Source organism: Xanthomonas hortorum pv. cynarae, assembly GCF_002939985.1.
Lineage (GTDB): Bacteria > Pseudomonadota > Gammaproteobacteria > Xanthomonadales > Xanthomonadaceae > Xanthomonas > Xanthomonas hortorum_D.
The window spans coordinates 44,138-69,692 of the sequence record NZ_MDFM01000011.1 but is presented as its reverse complement, the minus strand read 5'-3'; the positions used below and the strand labels follow the sequence as shown (position 1 = coordinate 69,692).

The following is a 25,555-nucleotide window of genomic DNA, read 5'->3' as shown; positions in this document are numbered from 1 at the left end:
GGTTATGCAGCGCACCAGTAGCGAGCGATGACATCGTCTGAACATCTGTCGCGCCGAGCAACCGTTCTACTTACCAATACAAAAACTCGAAAAGATCTTGCCCAGCAACTCGTCGGCACTCAGCTTGCCGGTGATCTCGCCCAGCGCTTCATGCGCCAGGCGCAGTTCTTCTGCGGCCAGTTCGAGTTGTTCGAATCCCAGTTCCAGATCCGCCGCATCCGCGTGTTGTTCGGCGCGACGCAGTGCCTCGACATGCCGTGTGCGTGCGGAGAATTCGCCATCCACGCTTTCTACGCCATCGCCCAGTGCGAGTTCGCGCAGGCGGATGTGCAACTGCTCCAAACCCTGCCCGGTCACTGCAGAGACTGCGATTGCATCGCTATCGAGTTTCAGAGCATCTACCAGCAGATCGCACTTGTTGTGGATCCACAGCTGCCGCGGCACCACATCAATGGCATCGCCGATCGCATCGCGTGCAGCTTGCGGGTCGCGTGCATCCAGCACGATCAGCGCCAGGTCGGCGCGCTGCAGTTCCGCGCGTGCGCGGCGCATGCCTTCGCGTTCGATCGCATCACCGCCATCGCGCAAGCCCGCAGTGTCGACCAGGGTCAGTTCGAAGCCATCGAGCTGGATGGTTTCCTGCAATGTGTCGCGCGTGGTGCCAGCGACATCGGTGACGATGGCGCGCTCGCTGCCGGCCAGTGCATTGAGCAAGGAACTCTTGCCGGCGTTAGGCGGACCGATCAACACCGCATGCAGGCCGTCGCGCAGTTTGCGTCCACGTTCGGCATCGCGCAGCAACTGCGCGAGCAAGCTGCGCGCGTGCGTCAGTCCATCGCGCACCTGCGTGCCGCCCAACGTGTCCAGCGGCTCATCGGCAAAATCGATCGCCGCCTCCACGTGGATGCGCAGCCGCGTGAGGCTGTCGCTGACTGCATCGACGCGGCGCGAGAACACGCCATCCAGCGAGCGCCGCGCGGCACGCGCCGCGCGCAGATCGCCGGCGGCAATCAGGTCGGCGATGGCCTCTGCCTGCGCAAGATCGAGTTTGCCGTTGAGAAACGCACGCTCGCTGAATTCGCCCGCGCGTGCCTGCCGTGCGCCCAGTGCGATACAGCGCGCCACCACCTGCCGCAGCAACACCGGGCTGCCATGGCCTTGCAACTCCAGCACGTCTTCGCCGGTAAAACTGTGCGGCGCCGGAAACCACAGCGCGATACCGTCGTCGATCACCTCGCCCTGCGCATCGCGAAAGCGTGCATAGCGCGCGTGCCGTGGCTGCAACGTGGCAATGCCCAGCGCGGCGGCGATCTGCGCAGCCTGCGGGCCGGACAGCCGCACAATGCCGATGCCTCCGGTTCCGGCGGCGCTGGCGATGGCAACAATGGTCGATGGCGAAGAAGACATAGGCTGTTGGTACGGCGTGTGGTCAGAGACGTGGCTTGCAGGCGCGCATGCAGAAAGCCCGCCTTGCGGCGGGCCTTCTTCATATCACTTGGCGTTGGCCTGGATGATCTTGCTCGGCTTCTCACCGTGCTGGCGGATCATCCACCACTGGATCAGCAGACCCAGGCCACCGTTGACCACCCAGTACAGCACCAGGCCGGCCGGCATGAAGGCCATCATGACGCCGAACACCAGCGGCATGAACTGCATCATCTTGGCCTGCATCGGGTCCATGCCCGGGGTCGGGGTCAACTTTTGCGTGGCCCACATGATCGCGATGTTGAGCACCGGCAGGATGAAGTACGGGTCGCGCGCGGTCAGATCCTGGATCCAGCCCAGCCACGGCGCCTGACGCAGCTCCACCGATTCCACCAGCACCCAGTACAGCGCGAAGAAGATCGGCATCTGGATCAGCAGCGGCAGGCAGCCGCCCATCGGGTTGATCTTTTCCTTCTTGAACAGCTCCATCGTCGCCTGCTGATACTTGACGCGATCGTCGCCGTAACGCTCCTTCAACTGCGCCAGGCGCGGCTGGAAGCGGCGCATCTTGGCACCGGACTTGTACTGCGCGGCCGACAACGGATACAGCGCCAGGCGTAGCAGCACTACCAGGCCGATGATGGCCCAGCCCCAGTTGTGCAGGAAGCTGTGCAGATGGCTCAGCACCCAGAACAGGCCCTGGCCGATGATGGCCATGATCGAGAAGCGGCTGTAATCGACCACACGGTCCAGGCCCTTCACGTCTTCCTTGGCGATCAGGCTGACCAGCTTCGGGCCCACCCACAGGCGCGCTTCGGTGCTGGCGGTCTGGCCCGGTGCCACGGTGAAGGCCGGGCCGCGCAGCTCGGCCACGTCACGCGGGCCGTCCTGGTTCAACACATACAACGAGGCCTGGTCCTTCTGCGGAATCCATGCGGTAAAGAAGTGGTGCTGCAACAGCGCCACCCAGCCACCGGTGATCTGGCGATTCAGACCGCCATCGTCCATGTAGTCCTTGAACGCGCGACGCTCGTAGCCTTCCTGCGGGCTATACCAGGTCGCCCCGTTGAAGCTGAAGGAATCCGGGTTGGTCATGCCGCGGCTGAGGATGGTCGGCACCCGGCTCAGCTTGCGGAACACGTAGCCGTTCCACGGCGCGCCGCTCTTGTTGATCACCTCGTCCTTGATCGAGATCGCATAGCGACCACGTTCCAGGGTGAAGGTGCGGCGGATCGACACGCCGTTGGGGCCATTCCATACGAACGGCACCACCAGGCTGTTCTGGCCCCTGGCCAGTTCGAACGCAGCGCCCGGCTGTTCGGCACGGAAGCCGCCCACGCCCGGTACCGGCGAATGCTCGCTGGCCCAGCCACTGGTGGCGTTATACGGGTGCGCGGCGTCTTCGGTCAGCAGGCTGACCGGCGCGGTGCCGTCCTTGGTCTGCGGAAACTGCAGCAGTTCGGCATCGAGCACGCTGCGGCCATCCAGCTTCAGGCGCAGCACGTCCGAGGTTAAGGTGACCACCGGAGCAGCCCCGGCAGCGGCCGGAGGTGCCGCAGTAGTGCTGGTGGCTGACACCGTGCCTGGCACGCCCGCCTGCGGGATGGCCTGGGCCGCCGGCACATTGGCCGGCGTCGCAGCTGCATCCAGATCGCGCGCAGCCGGCACCGACTGGGTCGTCGCCACGGCCGGCGCATTGGCAGCCGTCTTGTCCTTGCCCCACTCCATCCACAGCAACGCCGCGACCATCAGCCAGGCAAAAATCAGGAAAACACGGGTCTGGTTCATCGGGCAGCAACTCGCTCAGTCGGAACTGGGTTCCGGCTCTGTCGGGGAAAGGGAGGATGGGTGCATCGTCCTGGCGGGCGGCATTGTGCCGGGCGCAGCAGGCAGGGGCAATGCGCCGGCACGGCGCAGCAGACGCAGGAAGGCGTCGCGAATCTGTGGATTGGTCGCTTTTGCGGCGGCCGAGCGCGCCACGATGACGTAATCACCACCGGCCAGGTCGGGCAACAGGTGCCGCATGGCATCGCGCAACACGCGTTTGATGCGGTTACGCCCAACCGCACGCGTATCGACCTTGCGCGACACCGCCATGCCCAGGCGCGGCGGCGTATCGCCGGTCCGCCAGTGCAGGCTGAGCAACGGGTCCGAGGTGCGACGTGCAGTATCGAAAACGACCGTATATTGCGCACGCGTACGAACCCGCGCAGAGCGAGGAAATCGCCTGCACGGGTTCGATGCGTTCACGGTAGGGACTGCCTCGGCCGCGGGGAGCGGCGCGGCAATCAAGCGCTCAGGCGCTTGCGGCCCTTGGCGCGGCGGCGAGCCAGGATCTTGCGGCCGTCGGCAGTTGCCATACGTGCGCGGAAGCCATGGTCGCGTGCTCGCTTGAGGTTGCTGGGTTGGAAAGTACGCTTGGTGGCCATGGGGCCCTCTGCATGGATGGAGACGAATAGAACCGGAAATTCTATAGGACCTCTACAGCGCCGGTCAACTCCCCAAACGCTTTACCGCAGGTGAGGATGGCAGCAGCCTGTGGATGGACCTGTGAATAAGTCTGGGAAAACCCTGCCCTCGGTGCTAGTCTGGCCCATCCTCTTTTCACTACCGGGCTGCGAGCACGGCGCTTTTCTGCGCGCCGCAGCCAGTAACAGATGATCATACTTTGATGGATGCTTGGCCCCGCTGTCTGGAACGTCTCGAAGCTGAATTCCCGCCCGAAGACGTCCACACCTGGTTGAAACCCCTGCAAGCCGAAGACCGCGGCGACAGCATCGTGCTGTACGCGCCGAATGCCTTCATCGTCGACCAGGTCCGTGAGCGCTATCTGCCGCGCATCCGCGAACTGGTGGCGTACTTCGTCGGCAATGGCGAAGTGGCGCTGGCGGTCGGCTCGCGTCCCCGTGCGCCGGACCCGTTGCCGGCGCCGATGGCCGCGCCCAGTGCGCCAGCTGCCGCACCGATCGTGCCGTTTGCCGGCAACCTGGATTCGCACTACACCTTCGCCAATTTCGTCGAAGGCCGCAGCAATCAGCTGGGGCTGGCCGCGGCCATCCAGGCCGCGCAGAAGCCGGGCGACCGTGCGCACAACCCGCTGCTGCTGTACGGCAGCACCGGCCTGGGCAAGACCCACCTGATGTTCGCCGCCGGCAATGCGCTGCGCCAGGCCAATCCGGCCGCCAAGGTGATGTATCTGCGCTCGGAACAGTTCTTCAGCGCGATGATCCGGGCGCTGCAGGACAAGGCGATGGACCAGTTCAAGCGCCAGTTCCAGCAGATCGATGCGCTGTTGATCGACGACATCCAGTTTTTCGCCGGCAAGGACCGCACGCAGGAGGAGTTTTTCCACACCTTCAACGCGCTGTTCGATGGTCGCCAGCAGATCATTCTCACCTGCGATCGCTATCCGCGCGAAGTCGAGGGCCTGGAGCCGCGTCTGAAGTCGCGCCTGGCCTGGGGCCTGTCGGTGGCGATCGACCCGCCCGATTTCGAAACCCGCGCGGCCATCGTGCTGGCCAAGGCGCGCGAGCGCGGCGCCGACATTCCGGACGACGTGGCGTTTTTGATCGCCAAGAAGATGCGCTCCAACGTGCGCGATCTGGAAGGCGCGCTCAACACCCTGGTGGCGCGTGCCAACTTCACCGGGCGCTCGATCACCGTGGAATTCGCCCAGGAGACGCTGCGCGACCTGCTGCGCGCCCAGCAGCAGGCGATCGGCATCCCCAATATCCAGAAGACCGTGGCGGACTACTACGGCCTGCAGATGAAGGATCTGCTCTCCAAGCGGCGCACCCGTTCGCTGGCGCGTCCGCGCCAGGTGGCGATGGCGTTGGCCAAGGAGCTCACCGAACACAGCCTGCCGGAGATCGGCGACGCCTTTGCCGGCCGCGACCACACCACCGTGCTGCATGCCTGCCGGCAGATCCGCACGCTGATGGAAGCCGACGGCAAGCTGCGCGAGGACTGGGAAAAGCTGATTCGCAAGCTCAGCGAGTGAGCCGTTGCGTCCCTTGACGGCCCGCTTGGAGAAAAGCGTGGAAACGTTGGGGTCAAATGCGGGAGAATCTGTGGATAACGTTGCCTCGCGGTTCGAGCGAAAAACTATCCACAGGTTTTACCGCTAGACCAGGGGCACTAGTCCAACGACTTTCAGGCGCTGAAATGTCTTTGGAAACAAATAGTTATGGTGGTTATCCGCTGAAAACGGCCCTACCATCACCACCAAGCTTTTGATTTATTCCATTATCTTTTAAAGCATAGGGGCACGGAACCACATGCGTTTTACACTGCAGCGCGAAGCCTTCCTCAAACCGTTGGCCCAAGTGGTCAATGTGGTCGAACGCCGTCAAACCCTGCCTGTTCTGGCCAACCTGCTGGTGCAGGTCAAGGACGGGCAGGTCTCGTTGACCGGCACGGACCTGGAAGTGGAAATGATCTCGCGCACGATGGTGGAAGACGCGCAGGACGGCGAAACCACCATCCCGGCCCGCAAGTTGTTCGACATCCTGCGCGCCCTGCCCGATGGCAGCCGCGTCACGATCTCGCAGACCGGCGACAAGGTCACCGTGCAGGCTGGGCGTAGCCGCTTCACTCTGGCTACGCTGCCTGCCAACGACTTCCCCTCGGTGGACGAAGTCGAGGCAACCGAGCGTGTGGTGGTGCCGGAAGCCGGGTTGAAGGAACTGATCGAACGCACCGCGTTCGCTATGGCCCAGCAGGACGTGCGCTATTACCTCAACGGCTTGCTGTTCGATCTGCGCGACGGGCTGCTGCGTTGTGTGGCCACCGATGGCCACCGTCTGGCGCTGTGCGAAATGGAGCTGGAGAAGGCCGGCGGCGCCAAGCGCCAGATCATCGTGCCGCGCAAGGGCGTCACCGAATTGCTGCGTCTGCTGGAAGCGGCGGACCGCGAAGTCGAGCTGGAAGTCGGCCGCAGCCATATCCGCGTCAAGCGCGGCGATGTGACCTTCACCTCCAAGCTGATCGATGGCCGCTTTCCGGATTACGAGGCAGTGATCCCGATTGGCGCCGATCGTGAGGTCAAGGTTGACCGTGAAGCGTTGCGCGCCTCGTTGCAGCGTGCTGCGATTCTGTCGAACGAGAAGTACCGCGGCGTGCGCGTGGAAGTCTCTCCCGGTCAGCTCAAGATCAGTGCGCATAACCCGGAGCAGGAAGAAGCGCAGGAAGAGATCGAGGCCGATACCAAGGTTGACGACCTGGCGATTGGCTTCAACGTCAATTACCTGCTCGATGCCCTCTCCGCGTTGCGCGACGAGCATGTGGTGATCCAGCTGCGCGATGCGAACTCGTCTGCGTTGGTGCGTGAAGCCAGCAGCGAGAAGTCGCGTCATGTGGTGATGCCGCTGCGTCTTTGACGTTGCGTTCCACGTGGAACACGAAGGGCCCGGCATTGCCGGGCTTTTTTGTTTGGGGGCAGCAAGACTGAAACCGACGCTGTATCGGTTTATCGAAAACAAATGGGTCTTGCTCTGCCGTGATTCCCGTTTCATTGCCGAGTCGCAGCTGGGTGCCTGTCCGATATTGGTTGTGCACCGCATTCTGAAGCGAGGCTGCCAACGGTGATGTCGAGGTCGTGCTTACGGAGTCAGTGCTCGGCCTGTAGCGGCGCGCCGTCGGCCAATCGCGGTTAAGAGCAAGATGACACCTACGCCTCAAATCTGAACAAGTTCACGTTTGGGGTGTCAGGAACATCCGCGGCTGAGGCGAACCGGTGTCTTCCATCGTCTGATCTTGTGGGCATTTCAAGTGCGTTTTTGACTTATGCACATATGGCTTTGCTTTTAAATCTAGAAATAACTTAAGAGCTTGGTGGTGATGGTAGGGCCAGATTTGGCCGAAAACTACCTTAAGTGCTTGTTTAAAAAGTAGTTTTAGGTCGCGAAACCCTGTGTTTTCAGCCCTGTTTACTGGCCTGTAACCTGTGGATAAGCAGAAGGACCCTCCTGAGCGTCAAACTTATCCACACGTTATCCCCTACCTGTCCCTGGCCGGCCTTCACAGGCGTTTGCACGGAACTGGCAGCGATCACGTATCCTGCGCCCCGACCGGGACGCCGGATTAGCTCAGAGCAAACCGATCGATGCACGTTGTGCGGTTGTCCATCCATCGACTGCGTCGTTTCCAGACCGTCGAGCTTTATCCCGCCAGTTCCTTGAACTTGCTCACCGGCGATAACGGCGCCGGCAAGACCAGCGTGCTCGAGGCGCTGCATCTGATGGCCTATGGCCGCAGTTTCCGTGGGCGGGTGCGCGATGGGCTGATCCAGCAAGGCGCCGACGATCTGGAAGTATTCGTGGAATGGCGCGAGCGCAGCGGCGAGACTAGCGAACGCTCGCGTCGCGCAGGTCTGCGCCATAGCGGCCAGGAATGGACCGGCCGGCTGGATGGGGAAGATGTCGCGCAGTTGGGATCGTTATGTGCCGCGCTGGCGGTGGTGACGTTCGAGCCGGGGAGCCATGTGTTGATCAGCGGCGGTGGCGAACCACGCCGACGCTTCCTAGACTGGGGCTTGTTCCACGTGGAACCTGACTTCCTGGCGCTATGGCGGCGTTATGCACGTGCGCTCAAGCAGCGCAACGCATTGCTCAAGCAAGGTGCACAACCGCGCATGCTCGATGCCTGGGATCACGAACTCGCCGAATCCGGTGAAAGCCTGACGTCGCGGCGCCTTCGCTACCTGGATCGCCTGCAGGAACGTCTGATTCCTGTTGCAACCGCGATCGCCCCCTCGCTTGGGCTGTCTGCGCTGACGTTCGCGCCGGGGTGGAAGCGCCATGAGGTGTCGCTTGCCGATGCATTGCTGTTGGCACGGGAACGCGACCGCCAGAATGGCTACACCTCGCAAGGCCCGCACCGCGCCGACTGGACGCCTGCATTCGACGCGCTGCCGGGCAAGGATACGCTTTCGCGTGGCCAGGCCAAGCTGACTGCCCTCGCCTGTCTGCTGGCTCAGGCGGAAGATTTCGCCCACGAACGGGGCGAATGGCCGGTGATTGCATTGGACGATCTGGGTTCTGAGCTGGATCGACACCACCAGGCGCGCGTCTTGCAGCGGCTCGCCTCTGCGCCTGCGCAGGTACTCATCACCGCGACCGAAATACCGCCGGGGCTTGCCGACGCAGGCGAACTGCTGCATCTGTTCCACGTGGAACACGGTCAAATCGCCGTTCAAGCCGCGTCGGAGTAAGCAACCACGGCACACGTGGGCCGACTGGTATAATTTGTGCGCTATCCCCCTTTTCCCACGGCGCGAAGCGGCTCCTGCCGCCCTCGCCCGTGTTGTGGAGCTAACGGCACGCGCATGACCGAAGATCAAAACACCCCGACCACACCCAACAGCACCTACGATTCCAGCAAGATCACCGTGCTGCGTGGCCTGGAAGCCGTCCGCAAGCGCCCCGGCATGTACATCGGCGATGTCCATGACGGCACCGGCCTGCATCACATGGTGTTCGAGGTGGTCGACAACTCGGTCGACGAGGCCCTGGCCGGCCATGCCGACGACATCGTGGTCAAGATCCTGGTCGATGGCTCGGTCGCCGTCTCGGACAACGGCCGCGGTGTGCCGGTCGACATCCACAAGGAAGAAGGCGTGTCGGCGGCCGAGGTCATCCTCACCGTGCTGCATGCCGGCGGCAAGTTCGACGACAACAGCTACAAGGTTTCCGGCGGCCTGCACGGCGTGGGCGTGTCGGTGGTCAACGCGCTGTCCGAGCACCTGTGGCTGGACATCTGGCGCGACGGCTTCCACTACCAGCAGGAATACGCGCTGGGTGAGCCGCAGTACCCGCTCAAGCAACTCGAAGCCTCGACCAAGCGCGGCACCACGCTGCGCTTCAAGCCGGCCGTGGCCATCTTCAGCGATGTCGAGTTTCATTACGACATCCTGGCGCGGCGCCTGCGCGAGCTGTCCTTCCTCAATTCCGGCGTCAAGATCGCGCTGATCGACGAACGTGGCGAAGGCCGCCGCGACGATTTCCATTACGAAGGCGGCATCCGCAGCTTCGTGGAGCATCTGGCGCAGCTGAAGTCGCCGCTGCACCCCAATGTGATCTCGGTGACCGGTGAGCACAACGGCATCGTGGTGGACGTGGCCCTGCAGTGGACCGACGCCTACCAGGAAACCATGTACTGCTTCACCAACAACATCCCGCAGAAGGATGGCGGCACCCATCTGGCCGGGTTCCGCGCGGCGCTGACGCGCGTGCTCAGCAATTACATCGAGCAGAACGGCATCGCCAAGCAGGCCAAGGTCGCCCTGACCGGCGACGACATGCGCGAAGGCATGATCGCGGTGCTGTCCGTCAAGGTGCCCGACCCCAGCTTCTCCTCGCAGACCAAGGAAAAGCTGGTCAGCTCGGACGTGCGTCCGGCGGTGGAAAACGCCTTCGGTGCGCGCCTGCAGGAGTTCTTGCAGGAAAACCCGAACGAAGCCAAGGCCATCACCGGCAAGATCGTCGACGCCGCGCGTGCGCGCGAAGCCGCGCGCAAGGCGCGCGATCTGACCCGCCGCAAGGGTGCGCTGGACATCGCCGGCCTGCCCGGCAAGCTCGCCGACTGCCAGGAAAAGGACCCGGCGCTGTCAGAATTGTTCATCGTCGAGGGTGACTCGGCAGGTGGCTCGGCCAAGCAGGGCCGTAACCGCAAGAACCAGGCGGTGCTGCCGCTGCGCGGCAAGATCCTCAACGTCGAGCGCGCCCGTTTCGACCGCATGCTGGCCTCCGACCAGGTTGGCACGCTGATCACCGCGCTGGGCACTGGTATCGGTCGCGACGAGTACAACCCGGACAAGCTGCGCTACCACCGCATCATCCTGATGACCGACGCCGACGTCGACGGCTCGCACATCCGTACCCTGCTGCTCACGTTCTTCTACCGGCAGATGCCGGAGCTGATCGAGCGTGGCTACATCTACATCGGCCTGCCGCCGCTGTACAAACTCAAGCAGGGCAAGAGCGAGCTGTATCTCAAGGACGACGCGGCGCTCAACGCCTACCTGGCCAGCAACGCGGTCGAGGGCGCGGCGCTGATCCCCGCCACCGACGAGCCGCCGATCACCGGCGAGGCGCTGGAGAAGCTGCTGATGCTGTTCACCGGCGCCAACGAAGCGATCGCGCGCAATGCGCACCGCTACGACCCGGCGCTGATGACCGCCTTGATCGACCTGCCGCCGCTGGACGTGGCAAAGCTGCAGGCCGAAGGCGACCAGCATCCCACCCTGGACAAGCTGCAGGCGGTGCTCAACCGCGGCACCCTGGGCACGGCGCGCTACCAGCTGCGCTTCGACCCGGCCACCGACAGCACCTCCGCCACGCTGGTGGCGGTGCGCAAGCACATGGGCGAGGAATTCACCCAGGTGCTGCCGATGGGCGCGTTCGAAAGCGGCGAACTGCGTCCGTTGCGCGAGGTGGCGCTGGCGCTGGATGGTCTGGTGCGCGAAGGCGCGCAGATCGTGCGCGGCAACAAGACCCACCCGATCACCAGCTTCGCGCAGGCGCATGCCTGGTTGCTGGAAGAGGCCAAGAAGGGCCGCCAGGTGCAGCGCTTCAAGGGCCTGGGCGAAATGAACGCCGAGCAGCTGTGGGAAACCACGGTCAACCCGGATACGCGTCGCTTGCTGCAGGTACGCATCGAAGACGCGGTGGCCGCCGATCAGATCTTCAGCACCTTGATGGGCGATGTGGTCGAACCGCGCCGCGATTTCATCGAGGACAACGCGCTGAAGGTGTCCAACCTGGATATCTGAGCCTTCCGTCGTACGCGCGCGCGTCGCCTCGGCGATGCCCGCGCGGGCGCGGTTTTCGCAGGACGACGATGAGCGCAGATTCTCCAACGACCCCGGCTCCGGCCTCCGCTGCCGGCAAGTCCCGGTTGTTTCCCGCACTGCTCGGCTTCTGGATCGACGTACTGATCGCCACCGGCCTGCTGCTCACGCTCAGCGTGGCCGGCTTTGCGCTATGGGGAGCGGTACGCGGCTTCAGCCATGTACAGGCGGCCAAAGCGCAGGGCCTGACGCCCTCCTCCGCGCAGATCATGGCCGCGATCGGCCAACCCGGCGTGATGGCGCAGTTGCTCACCGCGCTGGTCAGCACCGCCACGCCGGCGGTGCTGCTGTACTACTGGCGTCGCCGGGCCACCGCTGGCGAACAGGCCGCCTCGCGTGCCGCCACGCGGCGTGCCTCGACCTGGGGCTGGACCGGCCTGATCGCCGTCTCCGTATTCGTGCTGAGCAATCTGGTCAGCGTCGCGGCATCGGCGCTGGGCATCAAACCGGTGCCGACCAACCTGCCGCTGATGGAAGAAGCGATCAAGCAATGGCCGCTGGCCTTGGTGCTGTTCGCGGTGGCCATCGCCCCGGCGTACGAGGAATTGCTGTTCCGGCGCGTGCTGTTCGGTCGCCTGCTGGCCGCCGGGCGACCGTGGCTGGGCATCGCGCTGAGCAGCGCGATCTTCGCGCTGGTGCATGAAGTGCCCGGCATCAGCGGCAACGGCCCGGCCGCCATCGCCCAGTTGTGGTTGATCTACGGCAGCATGGGTGCAGCATTTGCATGGCTGTATTGGCGCACCGGCACCCTGTGGGCACCCATCGCCGCGCACGGCATCAACAACGCCACGGCCCTGGCCGCGCTGTACTTTTTCGGGGTCGGCTGACCCGTTTGACGAAAAGTTAAGACGAGCCTGCCAAAATGCCCACAGGGTTCCAGGGGGAATGAATGAAAGCCAGGCTGTTGATCGTTGTTGCCGTCCTTACGCTGACGGCATGTGCCACCACAACTTCGCCGACCGGCCGCCGACAGGTGGTGGGAGGCGTCACGCAAGACCAACTCGACAAGCTTGGCGCGGAGTCGTTTGCGCAGACCAAGGCCAAGGAAAAGGTCAGCACCGACGGCAAGCAGAACGCCTACGTGCAGTGCGTGGTCAATGCGCTGGTGGCGCAATTGCCGCCGCAATGGCGCGAAACCCGCTGGGAAACCGCGCTGTTCGTCGACGACGAAGCCAATGCGTTCGCGCTGCCCGGCGGCAAGGTCGGCGTGAACACCGGTATCTTCACCGTCGCCAAGACCCAGGATCAGCTGGCCGCCGTGCTCGGTCATGAAATCGGGCATGTGATCTCGCGCCACCACGAAGAGCGCATCACCCGCCAGCTCGGCGCGCAGACCGGCCTGGGCATCATCGGCGCGCTGGCTGGCGCGGCCTACGGCGATGGCGCGGCCAGCGCGGTGAACCAGGTCGGCGGCATGACTGCGCAGACGGTGTTCCTGCTGCCCGGCTCGCGTACCCAGGAGAGCGAGGCCGACGTGGTCGGACAACGCCTGATGGCGCAGGCCGGCTTCGACCCTGCCCAGGCGGTGACGCTGTGGCAGAACATGATGGCCGCCAGTGGCAACCGCCAGCCGCAATGGCTGTCCACTCACCCCGATCCGGCCAATCGCATCCGCGAACTGCAGGCCGACGTCAATCAGCTCGAGCCGGTCTACAAGCAGGCGCGACAAGACGGCCGGGCGCCACGCTGTGGCTGAAACCGCCCCTGATACGTACCGAATATCGCAACACAGCATGGAAACCGTTTTCGGGAACTGAGACTTTCTGCTAAGTTTGCCGGCTCAGATTTTTCGTACAGCTTCCATTCCGCTTTTCGTACCGCCCGACGGCGGCTCGTCCGAGGTGAATCATGAAACTGCTCAAGCGCAAGCAAGCCCTGTTGTCCCTGTTCATCGCCGCGTCGCTGGGCGGGGCTGTCGTCGCCGATGCGGTCGCGCAGTCGGATCGCTCGTCCGAGCGTGCCAGCCGCAAGTCCAAGAGCAGCGGCAAGGCCGAAGAGCTGTACCCGCAGTCCACCCGCGCCGCGCCGACGATCAAGCCCTCGTCCAAGCTGGGCAGCAAGCTGCAGAAGCTGATCGAAACCTTCAACAAGGGCGAGGACTACCCTGGCGTGCGTACCCAGGCCGATGAAATCCTGGCCAATTCCGCTGCCAATGAAGCCGACAAGGCGCTGGCCGCGCAGCTTGCTGCACATGCTGCGTACAACACCGACGACACCGCCGCTGCCAAGAAATACCTGCAGCAGGCGATCGGTCTGAATGCGCTGGACAACAACGGCCAGTTCCAGTCGATGCTGATGCTGGCGCAGTTGCAGATGCAGGACGACCAGCAGGCCGAGGGCCTGGCCACGCTGGACAAGTACCTGGACGAAAGCAAGTCGCAGCGCCCGGAAGATCTGATCCTCAAGGGCCAGGCGCTGTATCAGGCCGAGCGGTACAAGGAGGCGATTCCGGTGCTGAAGCAGGCCATCGCCGCCTCGCCCGAGCCGAAGGACACGTGGAACCAGTTGTTGATGGCTGCCTACGCCGAGGCCGGCCAGACCGGCGAGGCCGTCGCGACCGCCGAGGCGATCGCCGCCAAGACGCCGAACGACAAAAAGGCCCAGCTCAATCTGGCCAGCATGTATATGCAGGCCGACCAGATGGACAAGGCCGCAGCCGTCATGGACAAGCTGCGCGCTGCCGGGCAGTTGACCGAGGAGAAGGAGTACAAGCAGCTGTACTCGATCTACGCCAACACCGAGAACAAGGAAAAGGACGTCATCGCTGTCATCAACGAAGGTATGCAAAAAGGCATCCTCAAGCCTGATTATCAGACATACCTCGCGTTGGCGCAGTCGTATTACTACAGCGAGGACGTGCCCAAAGCAGTCGAGAATTGGCAGAAAGCCGCACCACTTTCCAAGGACGGCGAGACCTATCTGAATCTGGCCAAGGTGCTGCATTCGGAAGGGCGTATCCCCGAAGCCAAGCAGGCTGCCCAGCAGGCGATCGCCAAAGGCGTCAAAAAACCTGAAGACGCAAAGAAGATCATCAACCTGAAGTAAAAAAGAAAATAAACCCCCGAAATCCCTGTGTTTTTAGTGGTTACAGGACTCGGGATTGGTATAAGCTTGGGAGTTCCTGCGGTGTCAAAGCCGTCCGAAAACCTGGGGATCATCACCGTGATCCGGGGCCCCCACTGAAAGAGCCATTGGCGCATGACGGAACAACTCGTTATCCACAGGCATGACTATGATGCCGGGAACCAGGGTCTGAGCTGGGCCCGCATTATCGGCATCGCGTTTGTAATTGCTTTGCACCTCACTGCACTGATGATGTTGCTGATCCCTGCAGTGGCGCCGAAGGCTCCGGCTGAGAAGGAGCGCACCACCATGGTCACCTTGGTGGATGCACCGCCTCCTCCCCCGCCGCCGCCGCCGCCGCCACCGCCGGAAGACAAGCCGCCGCCGCCGGTCAAGAATCTGTCGCCGCCGAAGCCGTCACCGGTTCCGCCGCCGCCGGAAGCTCCGGTAGTCGACGTTCCCGAACCCCGTCCCAGCGATATCGTCACGCCGCCGAGCCCACCGTCTCCGCCGCAACCGCCGAATGACATCGGCGCCAGTGTCGATATCTCGTCCAAGAACATGAACCCGCCGAAGTATCCGCCGGCTGCATTCCGTGCCGGTGTACAAGGTGAGGTCATCCTGATCGTGGATGTGGATGCAAGCGGCAACGTGACCAATGTGTCGGTCGAAAAGTCCAGCCGCAACCGCGACCTTGACCGTGCCGCGATGGACGCAGCACGCAAGTGGAAGTTCAATGCTTCCACTGTCAACGGGCAGAAAGCCGCCGGACGTGTCCGCGTCCCGGTCAACTTTGCTCTGAACTGATCCACGGGCCGGCTACGGCCGGCCCAGGATCCTGTCTTCCTTTCGCTCCACCCTTCATCACCACACACAACAAAGGTAAGCGTCATGCTGCAGGAATTCTTTATCGCCGCCGCTGCAGGGGGCTCCAATCCGTCGGCCGCTCTTTCGCAGATGGGCTTCGAGCATCTGATCACCGAAATGACCTCTCAGCCCGGCGACTTCGCCGTGTCCTGGGTCGTTCTGATCACCCTGATCGCCATGTCCGCTGCCTCCTGGTACTGGACCGTCATCAACATTTTCCGCGCCACCCGTCTGAAGAGCGCGGCTGACCGCGTCACCACCGCGTTCTGGGATGCCCCGAATGCACAGGACGCCATCCGCGCCATGGAAGAGCAGCCCGCTTCCGAGCCGTTCTCCAAGATCGCGCTGGACGCAGCCCAGGCTGCCGCTCACCACCAGCGTGCCGAAGGCACCAGCGCCGGCGGTCTGGGCGAGAGCCTGAGCCGTTCCGAGTTCGTCGATCGCGCCCTGCGTCAGGCCGTGACCCGCGAAAGCACCCGTCTGCAGTCCGGCATGACCCTGCTCGCCACCGTCGGTGCGACCGCACCGTTCGTCGGTCTGCTCGGTACCGTGTGGGGCATCTACGGCGCGCTGATCAAGATCGGTGCAACCGGTTCGGCTTCCATCGACGCCGTTGCCGGCCCGGTGGGTGAAGCGCTGATCATGACCGCGATCGGTCTGTTCGTCGCTATCCCGGCGGTGTTCGCGTTCAACTTCTTCTCCAAGGTCAACAGCTCGGTGATCGCCAAGTTCGACACCTTCGCTCACGACCTGCACGACTTCTTCGCCACTGGTTCGCGCGTTCGCTAATCCGTAGTAAAGAACGACTTCGCAACGATTTAGACGGAGCCCGTTATGGCCTTCAGTAGTGGAAACAGCGGTGGCCCGATGGCCGACATCAATGTGACGCCCCTCGTGGACGTGATGTTGGTGCTGCTGATCATCTTCATCATTACGGCACCGCTGATGTCCCATAAGGTCAAGGTGGAGCTGCCCGAGGCCAACCTGGTCCAGAAGGAAGAGCCGGAGAAACGTGCCGCGCCGATCACCCTGGCCGTCAAGGAAGACGGGTCGCTGTACTGGAACGACGAGCCGGTCTCCAAGGAAGCCTTGGAGTCGCGCCTGTCCACCGCCGCACAGCAGACACCGCAACCGCCGCTCAACCTGCGTGGCGACCGCACGACCAAGATGCGTACGATCAACGAGATCACCAAGATCGCGCAGGGTCAGGGCATGTTGGACATCGGCTTCGTCGCGACCAAAGAGAAGGGGCAGTAAGCCATGGCATTCAGTACCGGTGGAAACCGTGGCCCGATGGCCGACATCAACGTCACGCCCCTGGTGGACGTGATGTTGGTGCTGCTGATCATCTTCATCGTGACCGCGCCGATCATGACCTACCCGATCGCCGTGGATCTGCCGCAGCGGGTGCTCAACCCGCCACCGCAGACGACCGAACCGCCGCCGCCGATCGAGTTGCGGATCGACGCCAGCAACCAGGTGTTCTGGAACAACAGTCCAGTGCCGGTGGCTCAGTTGCAGCAGAAGATGGAAGAAGTGATCGCCAGCGATCCGACCAACCAGCCGGAACTGCGCATCGATGCGAACCAGGACGCGGAGTACGAGGTGATGGCCAAAGTCCTGGCTGCGGCAAAGAACTCGCAGATGAAGAAAATCGGCTTCATGCAGTAAGACATCGCAAGACCGCAACACAACAGTCATGACGCGACTGCAAACGCCACCGGAAACGGTGGCGTTTTTTTAAGCGTGATCGATTCGCAGCGCGACGCTTCGGCTTGCTGGTCGAGCATTGTTTTTGCACTGCGGCCAGTGCAGATGCGGAGTATTCAGTGATGGCCAAGGTATTGGCTGCGGTGAAGAACGCGCAGGCCGATCGCATCGGTTTTATGCAGTAGATAATGCAGTTACTACTGAAGTAAATGGTGCAGTAAATAGCGCAACGGGGCAGAAAAACTCTGCTCCGTTGCGAGTAATGGGATGCATAACGTGCAGCTGCCTTAAAGCAACCGAGAAAAACGACAAAACGCAGCGGCCGGCGCCATCAGGCGTCTGGACCGCATGTGAGAATTCGGTGTTATCTAAGACCTCAACACCGCCGAGCTACGTGTTTCGGTAAGTGCCGTTGCTTCGATAGACGCGCTTAGACGATTGAATCTCTCAAACGCTAGCCGACGCGCTGCGCAATATCTCCAGATACGCACGCACAGTCGCATCCAGACCTCGATACAAGGCTTCGCTGATCAGCGCGTGGCCGATCGAGACTTCGAGCACGCCGGGGACGGCGTTGAGAAAATCGCCAAGGTTGTCCTGCGACAGATCATGCCCGGCATTGATGCCCAGACCTGCGGCGCTGGCACGTTGCGCGGCGCCGGCAAACAGCGCGAATGCAGCGTCTGGCTGCCCGCTCAGATGCGCCTGCGCATACGGGCCGGTGTACAACTCGATGCGATCTGCACCAAGCACTGCCGCTTGAGCGATCTCGGCATTACCGGCATCGACAAACAAACTGACGCGCGCACCAATCGCCTTGAACGAGGCAATCAGTGCGGCGAGCTGTGCGGGGTCTTGCGCAAAATCGAAACCGTGGTCGGAGGTCAGTTGCCCGTCGCCATCGGGCACCAGGGTGACCTGCTCGGGGCGCGTGAGGCGACACAGCTCCAGCAGTCCCGGATAACCATCGCGCGGTGGCGCGAACGGATTGCCTTCGATATTGAATTCGACGCCGTGCTCGCGCGTCAGCGCGCTCAGCGCCAGCACGTCGTCGGCGCGGATATGCCGCTGGTCCGGGCGCGGGTGCACGGTGATGCCGTGCGCGCCGGCTGCGATGCAGGTGCGCGCAGCCTGCACCACATCCGGATCGTGCCCGCCGCGCGAATTGCGCAGCACTGCGATCTTGTTGACGTTGACGCTGAGCTGGGTGGTCACAACGTCGCTCTCAGGCCTGCGGCTCGCCGTCGCGCGTGGCTGCCAGTGCGGCGGCCTTGCGGGCCTCGGCGATCTCGCGCAGGCGGCGCAGCTCTGCCGGGTCGATCATGCTGCTGGTATCGCGCTGGGTATCGTCCATGCGCGATGCGAACCAGCCGCGCGTCCACAGCAGCAGCAGCAGCAAAGCCACCAGCAGCGAGACAACCAGCAACCACACGTGCGGCGTGCTGAAAGCCAGCACCAGCGCACCCAGTGCCATAAGCAGAAACAGCCAGTGCATGACGAGCTCCCCAATCAGTGGCGGCAGTGTAGCGCCGCGCCCGGCGCGGTTCCACGTGGGTGCGGCGCGTGCGGTTCAGAGCAGTGGCGACAGCAGCCGTGCGAAGGCTTCGGGAAGGCGCGAGCGCCACAGGGGGCGGCGGCGTACGAAGCGCACTTCCTGGGCTTTTTCCAGGTCGCTGCCGATCAGCCCGGCCAGTTCCGCCGCCACCGCCTGGTCGCGAAACAGCATCGACAACTCGAAATTCAGGCGGAAGCTGCGGCTGTCGAAATTGGCGCTGCCGACGATACTGATCTCATCGTCGACCAGCAGCGCCTTGGTGTGCAGCATGCGCGGACCGTATTCGTAGATGCGCACGCCGGCTTCGAGCAGTTCGTCGAAATACGAGCGTGCCGCGTAGGTGACCAGGCGCGAATCGCTGACGCGCGGCACCAGCAGGCGCACGTCCAGGCCGCCCAATGCGGCCGAGGTCAGTGCCATGCGCGCGGCCTCGCCTGGGACGAAGTACGGCGTGACCAGCCAGACCCGATGCCTGGCTTCGTGGATCGCAGCGACCATCAGCCGATGGATCGCCTCCCACGAGGAGTCCGGCCCCGACACCAGCACCTGCGCATCGACATCGCCTTGCGCGCGGGTTGGCACATCCTCCGGCCACAGCTGTTGACCGTGGAAGGCCGGGCGGCCCTGCCGGGTGGCGTAGAGCCAGTCTTCCAGGAAGACCAGCTGCAGGCTGCGCACCACGTGGCCCTGCAGACGCACGTGCAGATCGCGGTAGGCGTCGCTGCGCACCTGCTCGTTCTCGTCGTCGGTGACGTTGATGCCGCCGGTGAAGCCGATCCGCCCATCGATGACGATCACCTTGCGGTGGGTGCGCAGGTTCAACCACGGCCGCTTGAACGGCTTGAGCAGCTGCGAGGGATGGAACCAGGCGGTCTCCACCCCGGCCTCGCGCAGCGTGCGCAGGCTGCGCCGTGTCATCGCCGAAGAACCCACCGCATCCAGCAACAAGCGCACCTTGACGCCGGCGCGCGCGCGTTCCATCAGGGCCTCGCAGATTGCGGTGCCGCTGCGGTCCGGCTGGAAGATGTAGTACTCCAGATGGATGTGGTCGCGCGCGTGACTGATCGCCTCGATGATGGCGGCGTAGGTGGCCGCGCCGTCGACCAGCCAATGCACTTCGGTGGCGCTGCTGGGCGCCAGGCCGGTGGTGGACTGGGCGATCTTGGCCAGCTCGGTGCAGTCGGCATCGGGTGGGCAGACGCTGTCGTAGCTTTCCATGCCCGAGCGCGAACGGCCGCGACGCAGGCGCTGGCGTTTGACCTTCTGCGGGCCGAGCCAGTAATAGATCAGCAGGCCCAGATACGGCAGCGCGGCCAGCGACAGCACCCAGCTCAGCGTGGCCACCGGCTCGCGCTTCTGCAGCACGATCCAGCTGGCGATCCACAGCAGGTACAGCACGTAGGCGGCGAGGAGAAGCGCTTCGAGGTGGGGAATGGTGGCCAGCCAGTCCCACGCGCCCTGTGCAGATGCGAGCATGCGCGGATTCTACGGCCCGCACGCCTTACTGCGATGACCACGCGGCCAACGCAATGGCGGAGCACGGGTCTGAACGCTGCATCGTGTAGCTTGCGTCGTCGCGGCGTGTGAGATCTGCCGGCCGTACGATGGCGCGATGGCAACTGCAATCAAGGGCCGGGGTGCGACCGGCCATCTGCCCGGACGCTTCGAAACCACCACCCAACAGGCGGTGGACGACGGCTGGTACGCGGACGACAGCGAGGAGTTCGCCGCGCCGGCATTGCGTACGCAGGTCACCGAGGAAACCGCGCGCAGCATCATCAGCCGCAATCAATCGCCGGATATCGGGTTCTCGCAATCGGTGAATCCGTATCGTGGCTGCGAGCATGGGTGCAGCTACTGCTTTGCGCGGCCCTCGCATGCGTATCTCAATCTCTCGCCCGGACTGGATTTCGAGACAAAGTTGTTCGCCAAGACCAATGCGCCGGAGGTGTTGCGGCGCGAGTTGTCGCGGCCCAGCTATGTACCCAGCCCAATCGCATTGGGCATCAACACCGATGCGTATCAGCCGATCGAACGTAAGCACGCGCTGACGCGGCAATTGATCGAAGTGCTGTGGGAGACGCGGCATCCGTTCACGCTGATCACCAAGAACGCGTTGGTGACGCGCGATCTGGATCTGCTTGCGCCGCTGGCGCGCGAGGGGCTGGTCAACGTGTATTTTTCGGTGACCACGCTCGACCCGCACGTGTCGGCCAAGCTGGAACCGCGCGCGTCCGCGCCGCATGCACGCCTGCGCGCGATGCGTGCATTGCACGAGGCCGGCGTGCCGGTCGGGGTGATGGCCGCGCCGGTGATTCCGTGGATCAACGACCACGAACTGGAAGCGATCCTGCAGGCCGCCGCCGATGCTGGCGCCGACAGTGCCGGCTACGTATTGCTGCGGCTACCGCATGAAGTGGCGCCGCTGTTCCGCGACTGGTTGCAGACCCATCATCCACAACGCGCCGAGCATGTGATGAGCACGATCCAGCAGCTGCGCGGCGGCAAGGATTACGACAGCGCCTTCGGCACGCGCATGCGCGGACAAGGCGTGTATGCGGATCTGCTGGCGAGACGCTTCGCGCTGGCCCACCGCCGCGCCGGTTTCGATGCACGCCAGATGCCGCCGTTGGACACAGGCAAGTTTCGGCGCCCTGCTCCGCCGGCCAAGCCGGTCAAGGAGTCGCCGCAGGGGCAGTTGTTTTAGGGGCGGGGATTTGTGATTCGGGATTGGGGATTTGTAAGAGCAGCTGTGATTCGGCAGTTGGGATTAGAGATGCGTAACAGCAGCAGCACTGCAGTGCCCGCTCTTGCGAATCCCCAATCCCCAATCACGCATCCCCGCCGTACAGCGCCTGCGCCGACTGAAACAAAATCCAGCTCGTCGCAATGAACTTGTCGCCGCCGACCGGGCGGTTGCCGCGGTGGGTGTGGGTGAACGCGGTGGGAGCGATCAGCAGGCTGCCGGTGCGTGGGCGGGCCTTGCGCTGCTGGAACAGGAATTCGGTTTCGCCCTGCTCGAACTCCTCGTTGAGGTAGAGCGTCCACAGCAGATGGCGGTGCAGCGTTTCGGCGCTGGCATCGCGTGGATACAGCTCGCAATGCCAGTACGGATAACCGCCCTGGTCAGCGGTATACCACTGCAGATTGATCGCTGCCGGGCGCAGGCAGGTGCGCGCCAGATCGCCCAACGCCTGATCGCTCATCTGCACGATGTCTTCGGCAACCAGGCGATGCGGGCTGCCGTCGTCGGTGGTGACCTGCAGCATCAGCGGCGAGACCAACGCTTGCGGATAGCGCCGCAGATAGCTGAGCAGGCCTTCGAATACTGCTTGTTGCAGGCGGTTTTCCACCTCGGCCCACTCGGCCACACCGCTGATGCGCAGATCGCGGCTGTGTTTGAGTTCGGGAAACACGCCGCTGCCGATGCGCCCGGGTTGCAGCTGCTGGCTGTCGCGCATGCGTTGCACGATGGCGGCGCAATCCTGCCGCGACACCGCGTGGTCGGTGATCTGGATGAAATCGGGTTGGTCCATGCCATGACGATAGCAACCTCAACATCGGCCTGCACAGTTGGTGCCTCGATCGCACCCCACCTGGATCGTTTCGCTGCGCCATATCGCAGATTCAAGAGCTTCGGTTCGATGCAATGGTTGGAAGCAACTCGCTAGCCTTGCGTGTTTCGTTGATCAGCAGGATGAGTGGATGCCAAGGCCAAGCGTGAAAACTCCGCACGGCGTTGTTCCCCCGTCGCTGTCCCTGTCGATGACGAATGACGATGCTGCGCTCCGACAAGGCGCTGTAAGCGGCTGCAGCGTGTGCACGACAGAAAAAGAAAAACCCCGCCGAAGCGGGGTTTTTCATCACGCGTACCGGGAAGCGTCGATCAGAACTTGTAGTTGATCGAAGCGGCCAGCACGTCGCCCTTCACCTTGTAGCTGCCAGCCAGACGGTCGCCGGTGGCGCTGACGGTATCGCTGGTCGGGTCGCTGGTGAACAGGTGGGTGTAACCGAAGTTGTATTCGGCCTGCTGCGACGGACGCCAGCTCAGACCCAGCGACACCCACTTGCGGCTCGCATCCGGCACGCGCACGTCGCGATGCTCGGCGGTGGTCGGGGTCTGGTCGTACGCCACACCGCCACGCAGGGTCAGCGTTTCGCTCATGCGGTAGTCGGCACCGATTGAGGCGAAGGTGGTATCGCGGTAGGAGAAGTCCAGCACGGTATTGGGCTGATTGGAGGCGAAGTCCAGCGTCACCTGGTCGAACTTGCTCCAGGCGGTGCGGGTGACATCGGCCATGATCGACCACTGTTCGTTGACGTTGTGGGTGAAGCTGGCCGTGGCGCTGGCGGGCAGCTTCACGGTGGCGCGGCCGCTGGTGTCAATGAAGGTGCCGGGTGCTGCGTTTGCGAACACCGCCGAGGCGTTGCCCGGCATTGTGAAGTCGACATCGGCGCCAGTGATTTTGTGCTCCACTTCCGAGCGATAGGACAGACCGATGTGGGTGTTCTCATCGATGCTGAACAAGCCGCCCAGGGTAAAGCCCACTTCGGTGCTGTTGCCCTTCATCTTCAGCGAACCATCGGCATTGCCTGGTGCAAAGCCCGGAACCCGCGAGCGGGCCAGGATCGAACCGGCGTCCACCGCGTTGCGCAGTTGGATATCCAGACGCTCCGCAAACACCGAGGCGCCGAAGGACACGTACGGGTTCACGTCGTAGGAGAAGGCGACGTTGAAGTCGATCGCCTGCAACTCGGTCTTGGTGCCGTGGTAACGGCCGACCCAGTCGCGGTCGTATTCGGTCTTGAAGCCGAACGGCACGGTCAGCGAGGTACCCAGGTGCATGTTGTCGTTCTCGCCGAACGGCACATGGAAGTACATCGCCGGGACCGGCGCGATCATGCCGGCGTCGCCGCCATTGCCGCCGGAGACCGGGGCGCCGTTGGCATAGTTGCCGCTTTCAGGCTGGAACTTGGCCGAGAAGCTGATGGCGCTGACGTCGGCCTGGAACAGGCGACCGTCGAGCTGACGCATGCCGGCCGGGTTGTTGGCGATGATCGAGGCGTCATCGGGGGCGCTGCCGGAACCGGCGAAGGCGCGGCCAAGACCCTTGGCGCTGTTTTCCTTCAGCTGGAACGCGGCGCCGTGGGCCTGGCCAACGGCCAGCACACCGGCGATACCAACGGCCAACAGGGTGGCGCGGCCGAGAGTGGAAGCGGTAGACATAAGTTGTTGCTCTCCGGATAAAGACTGCAGTGGTCGGTACAGCGCCCGCGCCCAGCGCCGAACAGCAGCTGGAGCGCGCCGGAGACCCCCCCCCGACATACGACGCCGTACGCAGTATAACCACGACGATTAACCGAACAATAACGAAGTGCGTTTTGGCTGGCTGGACAGGTTGGGGATGGGTTCAGGAGCGTGAACCCGCTAGAGTGCCACTCCGATGTTCGTCTCTCTCCCCTCCCGCAAGAAACCTACCCCCCGCTGGGCGGTACCGTTGCTGTTCGCAACCGTCTGGCTGGCCTACCTGTGGTCGATCAGCCGGCCGGGCGAGGCACGCAACACGCTATGGCTGGACTGGGGCGCGCTGTCCAGCGGCGTCTCCAACTTGGGCGACTGGTGGGCGACCCTGCGCGACGGCAGCGTGCTGCGGCTGTTCACGGCCCTGTTCCTGCACGCGGACTGGTCGCACCTGCTCGGCAACCTGGTGTTCCTGCTGATCTTCGGGCTGCCGGCCGAGCGCATTCTGGGGCCGTGGCGGTTGTTGCTGCTGTTTCTGGTCGGCGGCGCGGCCTCCAACCTGGCGGCGATCTTTGCGATCGGCACGCCGGACCGGGTGATCATCGGCGCCTCGGGCGCGGTGTCGGCATTGATCGGCACCTATCTGGCGCTGTTTCCCGGCGCCAAGTTGGGCGTGGTGCTGCCGCTGGGGGTGTTTCTGGAATTCATCCGGGTGCCGGCGCCGTTGCTGATCGGGGTGTGGGCGATGCTGCAGGTGGTGTTCGCCTACATCGGCCCGGCGTTCGGCATGGTGGCGTGGTCGGCGCATATCGCCGGTTTCGTGTTCGGCATCGTCTATGGCCTGTACGTGCGCGCGGCGATCGCGCGGCGGCTGCGCAAGCGCCACGGGTTCTAACGCGGCGAGCGACGCGTGGTGGATGGCCCGACGACGCTGATGCAGGCGTTGCGTGCTGGCAGTGACCGGTTGCGCTGCCTTGGCCATGCTGGCGCGCCTATAATCGCCGGCATGGTCAAGCCTTTGTACAAAGTCACCTTCCTCAATCACGGCAAGGTGTACGAGCTTTACGCGCGTGAGGTCACCAGCAGCCATCTGTGGGGCTTCAACCAGATCGGCGAGCTGGTGTTCGACGTGCACGACGGGTTGGTGGTGGATCCCACCGAAGAACGGTTGCGCGAAGAGTTCGGCAATACCAAGACGCTGCACCTGCCGATGCAGAGCATCGTGCGGACTGCACGGGCGCACCTTGGGCATCTGGAGTTATGGGCGGATCGGCCAGCGCGTGGCCGGCTTCGGGCGTGCGTTCGGCATGCAGGTGCTGGTGTGGGGCGGCGAAGCCTCCTGCGCGCAGGCCGCGCGCGATGGGTTCGAGATCGCCGCCAGCCGCGAGGACCTGTTCGAACGCAGCGATGTGCTGTCGCTGCATCGGCGCCTGAGCGCGCAGACACGCCATCAGGTGACCGTGGACGATCTGGCGCGCATGCGCCGCGATGCCTTGCTGGTGAACACCAGCCGGGCCGAATTGATTGCGCCAGGTGCGCTGTTGGCCGCGTTGGACGCAGGCCGTCCGGCGCAGGCGGCGGTGGATGTGTTCGAACGTGAGCCGGTGCTGGATGCGCGCGATGCGTTGCTGCAGCATCCGCGCGTGTTGGCCACGCCGCATCTGGGCTATGTGGAACGCGACAGCTACGCGCTGTACTTCGAAGCGGCATTCGACAATGTGCTGGCGTTTGCCGCTGGCACGCCGCGCAATCTGGTCAATCCCGAGGCGTTGGCGATTGCGCGATAGCGGTTGTTTGAGTGGTGATCGCGTTCGGGAAGGCTTCTCGCGACTAGGGTCGCTCCTAC

The 25,555-nt window shown here is 63.6% G+C and carries 22 protein-coding genes and 3 pseudogenes; 16 read left to right on the top strand and 9 right to left on the bottom strand.

Features of this window, described 5'->3' with window-relative positions; genetic code table 11:
- Positions 1 to 66 precede the first annotated feature (66 nt).
- The 4 genes from mnmE to rpmH form a co-directional block, all read right to left on the bottom strand.
- Positions 67 to 1,407 carry a tRNA uridine-5-carboxymethylaminomethyl(34) synthesis GTPase MnmE gene (gene mnmE / locus XcyCFBP4188_RS09640; RefSeq protein ID WP_006451788.1) on the bottom strand — a complete coding sequence of 447 codons (1,341 nt, stop codon included), beginning with the start codon at positions 1,405 to 1,407 and terminating at the stop codon, positions 67 to 69.
- An 84-nt stretch (positions 1,408 to 1,491) separates the two neighbouring features.
- Positions 1,492 to 3,213 carry a membrane protein insertase YidC gene (gene yidC / locus XcyCFBP4188_RS09635; protein ID WP_006451789.1) on the bottom strand — a complete coding sequence of 574 codons (1,722 nt, stop codon included), beginning with the start codon at positions 3,211 to 3,213 and terminating at the stop codon, positions 1,492 to 1,494.
- Between the two features lie 15 nt (positions 3,214 to 3,228).
- Positions 3,229 to 3,675, bottom strand: a complete 447-nt coding sequence (rnpA, locus tag XcyCFBP4188_RS09630) for a ribonuclease P protein component (RefSeq protein ID WP_074056212.1) — start codon at positions 3,673 to 3,675, stop codon at positions 3,229 to 3,231.
- A 38-nt stretch (positions 3,676 to 3,713) separates the two neighbouring features.
- Positions 3,714 to 3,854: a 50S ribosomal protein L34 gene (gene rpmH, locus XcyCFBP4188_RS09625; protein WP_002805908.1), complete on the bottom strand. Its 141-nt coding sequence runs from the start codon at positions 3,852 to 3,854 to the stop codon at positions 3,714 to 3,716.
- 242 nt (positions 3,855 to 4,096) lie between these two features.
- On the opposite strand from rpmH, the gene dnaA reads away from it, so the two are divergent.
- The 12 genes and pseudogenes from dnaA to XcyCFBP4188_RS23050 form a co-directional block, all read left to right on the top strand.
- Positions 4,097 to 5,425, top strand: a complete 1,329-nt coding sequence (dnaA, locus tag XcyCFBP4188_RS09615; RefSeq protein ID WP_006451790.1) for a chromosomal replication initiator protein DnaA — start codon at positions 4,097 to 4,099, stop codon at positions 5,423 to 5,425.
- 277 nt (positions 5,426 to 5,702) lie between these two features.
- Positions 5,703 to 6,803, top strand: coding sequence for a DNA polymerase III subunit beta (dnaN, locus tag XcyCFBP4188_RS09610; protein ID WP_006451791.1), 1,101 nt, complete (start codon positions 5,703 to 5,705; stop codon positions 6,801 to 6,803).
- Positions 6,804 to 7,528: 725 nt separating this feature from the next.
- Positions 7,529 to 8,635 (top strand): DNA replication/repair protein RecF, encoded by a 1,107-nt coding sequence (recF, locus tag XcyCFBP4188_RS09605; RefSeq protein ID WP_006451792.1) that lies wholly within the window; start codon positions 7,529 to 7,531, stop codon positions 8,633 to 8,635.
- 114 nt (positions 8,636 to 8,749) lie between these two features.
- Positions 8,750 to 11,194, top strand: coding sequence for a DNA topoisomerase (ATP-hydrolyzing) subunit B (gene gyrB / locus XcyCFBP4188_RS09600; RefSeq protein WP_006451793.1), 2,445 nt, complete (start codon positions 8,750 to 8,752; stop codon positions 11,192 to 11,194).
- Positions 11,195 to 11,262: 68 nt separating this feature from the next.
- Positions 11,263 to 12,099: a CPBP family intramembrane glutamic endopeptidase gene (locus tag XcyCFBP4188_RS09595; protein ID WP_006451794.1), complete on the top strand. Its 837-nt coding sequence runs from the start codon at positions 11,263 to 11,265 to the stop codon at positions 12,097 to 12,099.
- A 62-nt stretch (positions 12,100 to 12,161) separates the two neighbouring features.
- Positions 12,162 to 12,968, top strand: coding sequence for a M48 family metallopeptidase (locus tag XcyCFBP4188_RS09590; RefSeq protein ID WP_006451795.1), 807 nt, complete (start codon positions 12,162 to 12,164; stop codon positions 12,966 to 12,968).
- A gap of 152 nt (positions 12,969 to 13,120) precedes the next feature.
- Positions 13,121 to 14,317: a tetratricopeptide repeat protein gene (locus XcyCFBP4188_RS09585; protein WP_104592005.1), complete on the top strand. Its 1,197-nt coding sequence runs from the start codon at positions 13,121 to 13,123 to the stop codon at positions 14,315 to 14,317.
- Between the two features lie 153 nt (positions 14,318 to 14,470).
- Positions 14,471 to 15,142, top strand: a complete 672-nt coding sequence (locus XcyCFBP4188_RS09580) for an energy transducer TonB (protein WP_006451797.1) — start codon at positions 14,471 to 14,473, stop codon at positions 15,140 to 15,142.
- Positions 15,143 to 15,226: 84 nt separating this feature from the next.
- Entirely contained in the window at positions 15,227 to 15,991 is a 765-nt protein-coding gene (gene exbB, locus XcyCFBP4188_RS09575; RefSeq protein WP_006451798.1) for a TonB-system energizer ExbB, read from the top strand.
- Positions 15,992 to 16,036: 45 nt separating this feature from the next.
- A complete protein-coding gene (locus XcyCFBP4188_RS09570) occupies positions 16,037 to 16,459 on the top strand; it encodes an ExbD/TolR family protein (protein ID WP_023901932.1) in 423 nt (140 codons plus the stop codon).
- A gap of 3 nt (positions 16,460 to 16,462) precedes the next feature.
- On the top strand, positions 16,463 to 16,873 hold the full coding sequence (locus XcyCFBP4188_RS09565; RefSeq protein WP_023901933.1) for an ExbD/TolR family protein: 411 nt from the start codon (positions 16,463 to 16,465) through the stop codon (positions 16,871 to 16,873).
- Between the two features lie 134 nt (positions 16,874 to 17,007).
- A pseudogene (locus XcyCFBP4188_RS23050) lies at positions 17,008 to 17,097 on the top strand (biopolymer transporter ExbD); the annotation flags it as partial.
- A 262-nt stretch (positions 17,098 to 17,359) separates the two neighbouring features.
- Here XcyCFBP4188_RS23050 and XcyCFBP4188_RS09555 read toward each other — a convergent pair.
- From XcyCFBP4188_RS09555 to cls, 3 genes are all read right to left on the bottom strand, one after another.
- Complete coding sequence (locus tag XcyCFBP4188_RS09555; RefSeq protein WP_104592004.1) at positions 17,360 to 18,127, bottom strand: pyridoxine 5'-phosphate synthase; 768 nt, start codon at positions 18,125 to 18,127, stop codon at positions 17,360 to 17,362.
- A gap of 10 nt (positions 18,128 to 18,137) precedes the next feature.
- Positions 18,138 to 18,407, bottom strand: a complete 270-nt coding sequence (locus XcyCFBP4188_RS09550) for a hypothetical protein (RefSeq protein WP_043888791.1) — start codon at positions 18,405 to 18,407, stop codon at positions 18,138 to 18,140.
- 75 nt (positions 18,408 to 18,482) lie between these two features.
- On the bottom strand, positions 18,483 to 19,943 hold the full coding sequence (cls, locus tag XcyCFBP4188_RS09545; RefSeq protein ID WP_104592003.1) for a cardiolipin synthase: 1,461 nt from the start codon (positions 19,941 to 19,943) through the stop codon (positions 18,483 to 18,485).
- Between the two features lie 136 nt (positions 19,944 to 20,079).
- Between cls and XcyCFBP4188_RS09540 the strand changes: the two genes are divergently transcribed.
- Positions 20,080 to 21,174 carry a PA0069 family radical SAM protein gene (locus tag XcyCFBP4188_RS09540; protein ID WP_006452246.1) on the top strand — a complete coding sequence of 365 codons (1,095 nt, stop codon included), beginning with the start codon at positions 20,080 to 20,082 and terminating at the stop codon, positions 21,172 to 21,174.
- 124 nt (positions 21,175 to 21,298) lie between these two features.
- On the opposite strand, the gene XcyCFBP4188_RS09535 is transcribed toward XcyCFBP4188_RS09540, so the two are convergent.
- Positions 21,299 to 22,003 (bottom strand): 2OG-Fe(II) oxygenase, encoded by a 705-nt coding sequence (locus tag XcyCFBP4188_RS09535; RefSeq protein ID WP_104592002.1) that lies wholly within the window; start codon positions 22,001 to 22,003, stop codon positions 21,299 to 21,301.
- A 350-nt stretch (positions 22,004 to 22,353) separates the two neighbouring features.
- Positions 22,354 to 23,694: an outer membrane protein transport protein gene (locus XcyCFBP4188_RS09530; protein WP_104592001.1), complete on the bottom strand. Its 1,341-nt coding sequence runs from the start codon at positions 23,692 to 23,694 to the stop codon at positions 22,354 to 22,356.
- Positions 23,695 to 23,911: 217 nt separating this feature from the next.
- On the opposite strand from XcyCFBP4188_RS09530, the gene XcyCFBP4188_RS09525 reads away from it, so the two are divergent.
- From XcyCFBP4188_RS09525 to XcyCFBP4188_RS09515, 3 genes and pseudogenes are all read left to right on the top strand, one after another.
- Positions 23,912 to 24,604, top strand: coding sequence for a rhomboid family intramembrane serine protease (locus tag XcyCFBP4188_RS09525; RefSeq protein ID WP_023901941.1), 693 nt, complete (start codon positions 23,912 to 23,914; stop codon positions 24,602 to 24,604).
- 111 nt (positions 24,605 to 24,715) lie between these two features.
- Positions 24,716 to 24,937: pseudogene (locus tag XcyCFBP4188_RS09520) on the top strand (DUF1820 family protein); the annotation flags it as partial.
- A 1-nt stretch (position 24,938) separates the two neighbouring features.
- Positions 24,939 to 25,496 (top strand): annotated as a pseudogene (locus XcyCFBP4188_RS09515) (NAD(P)-dependent oxidoreductase); the annotation flags it as partial.
- Positions 25,497 to 25,555 lie beyond the last annotated feature (59 nt).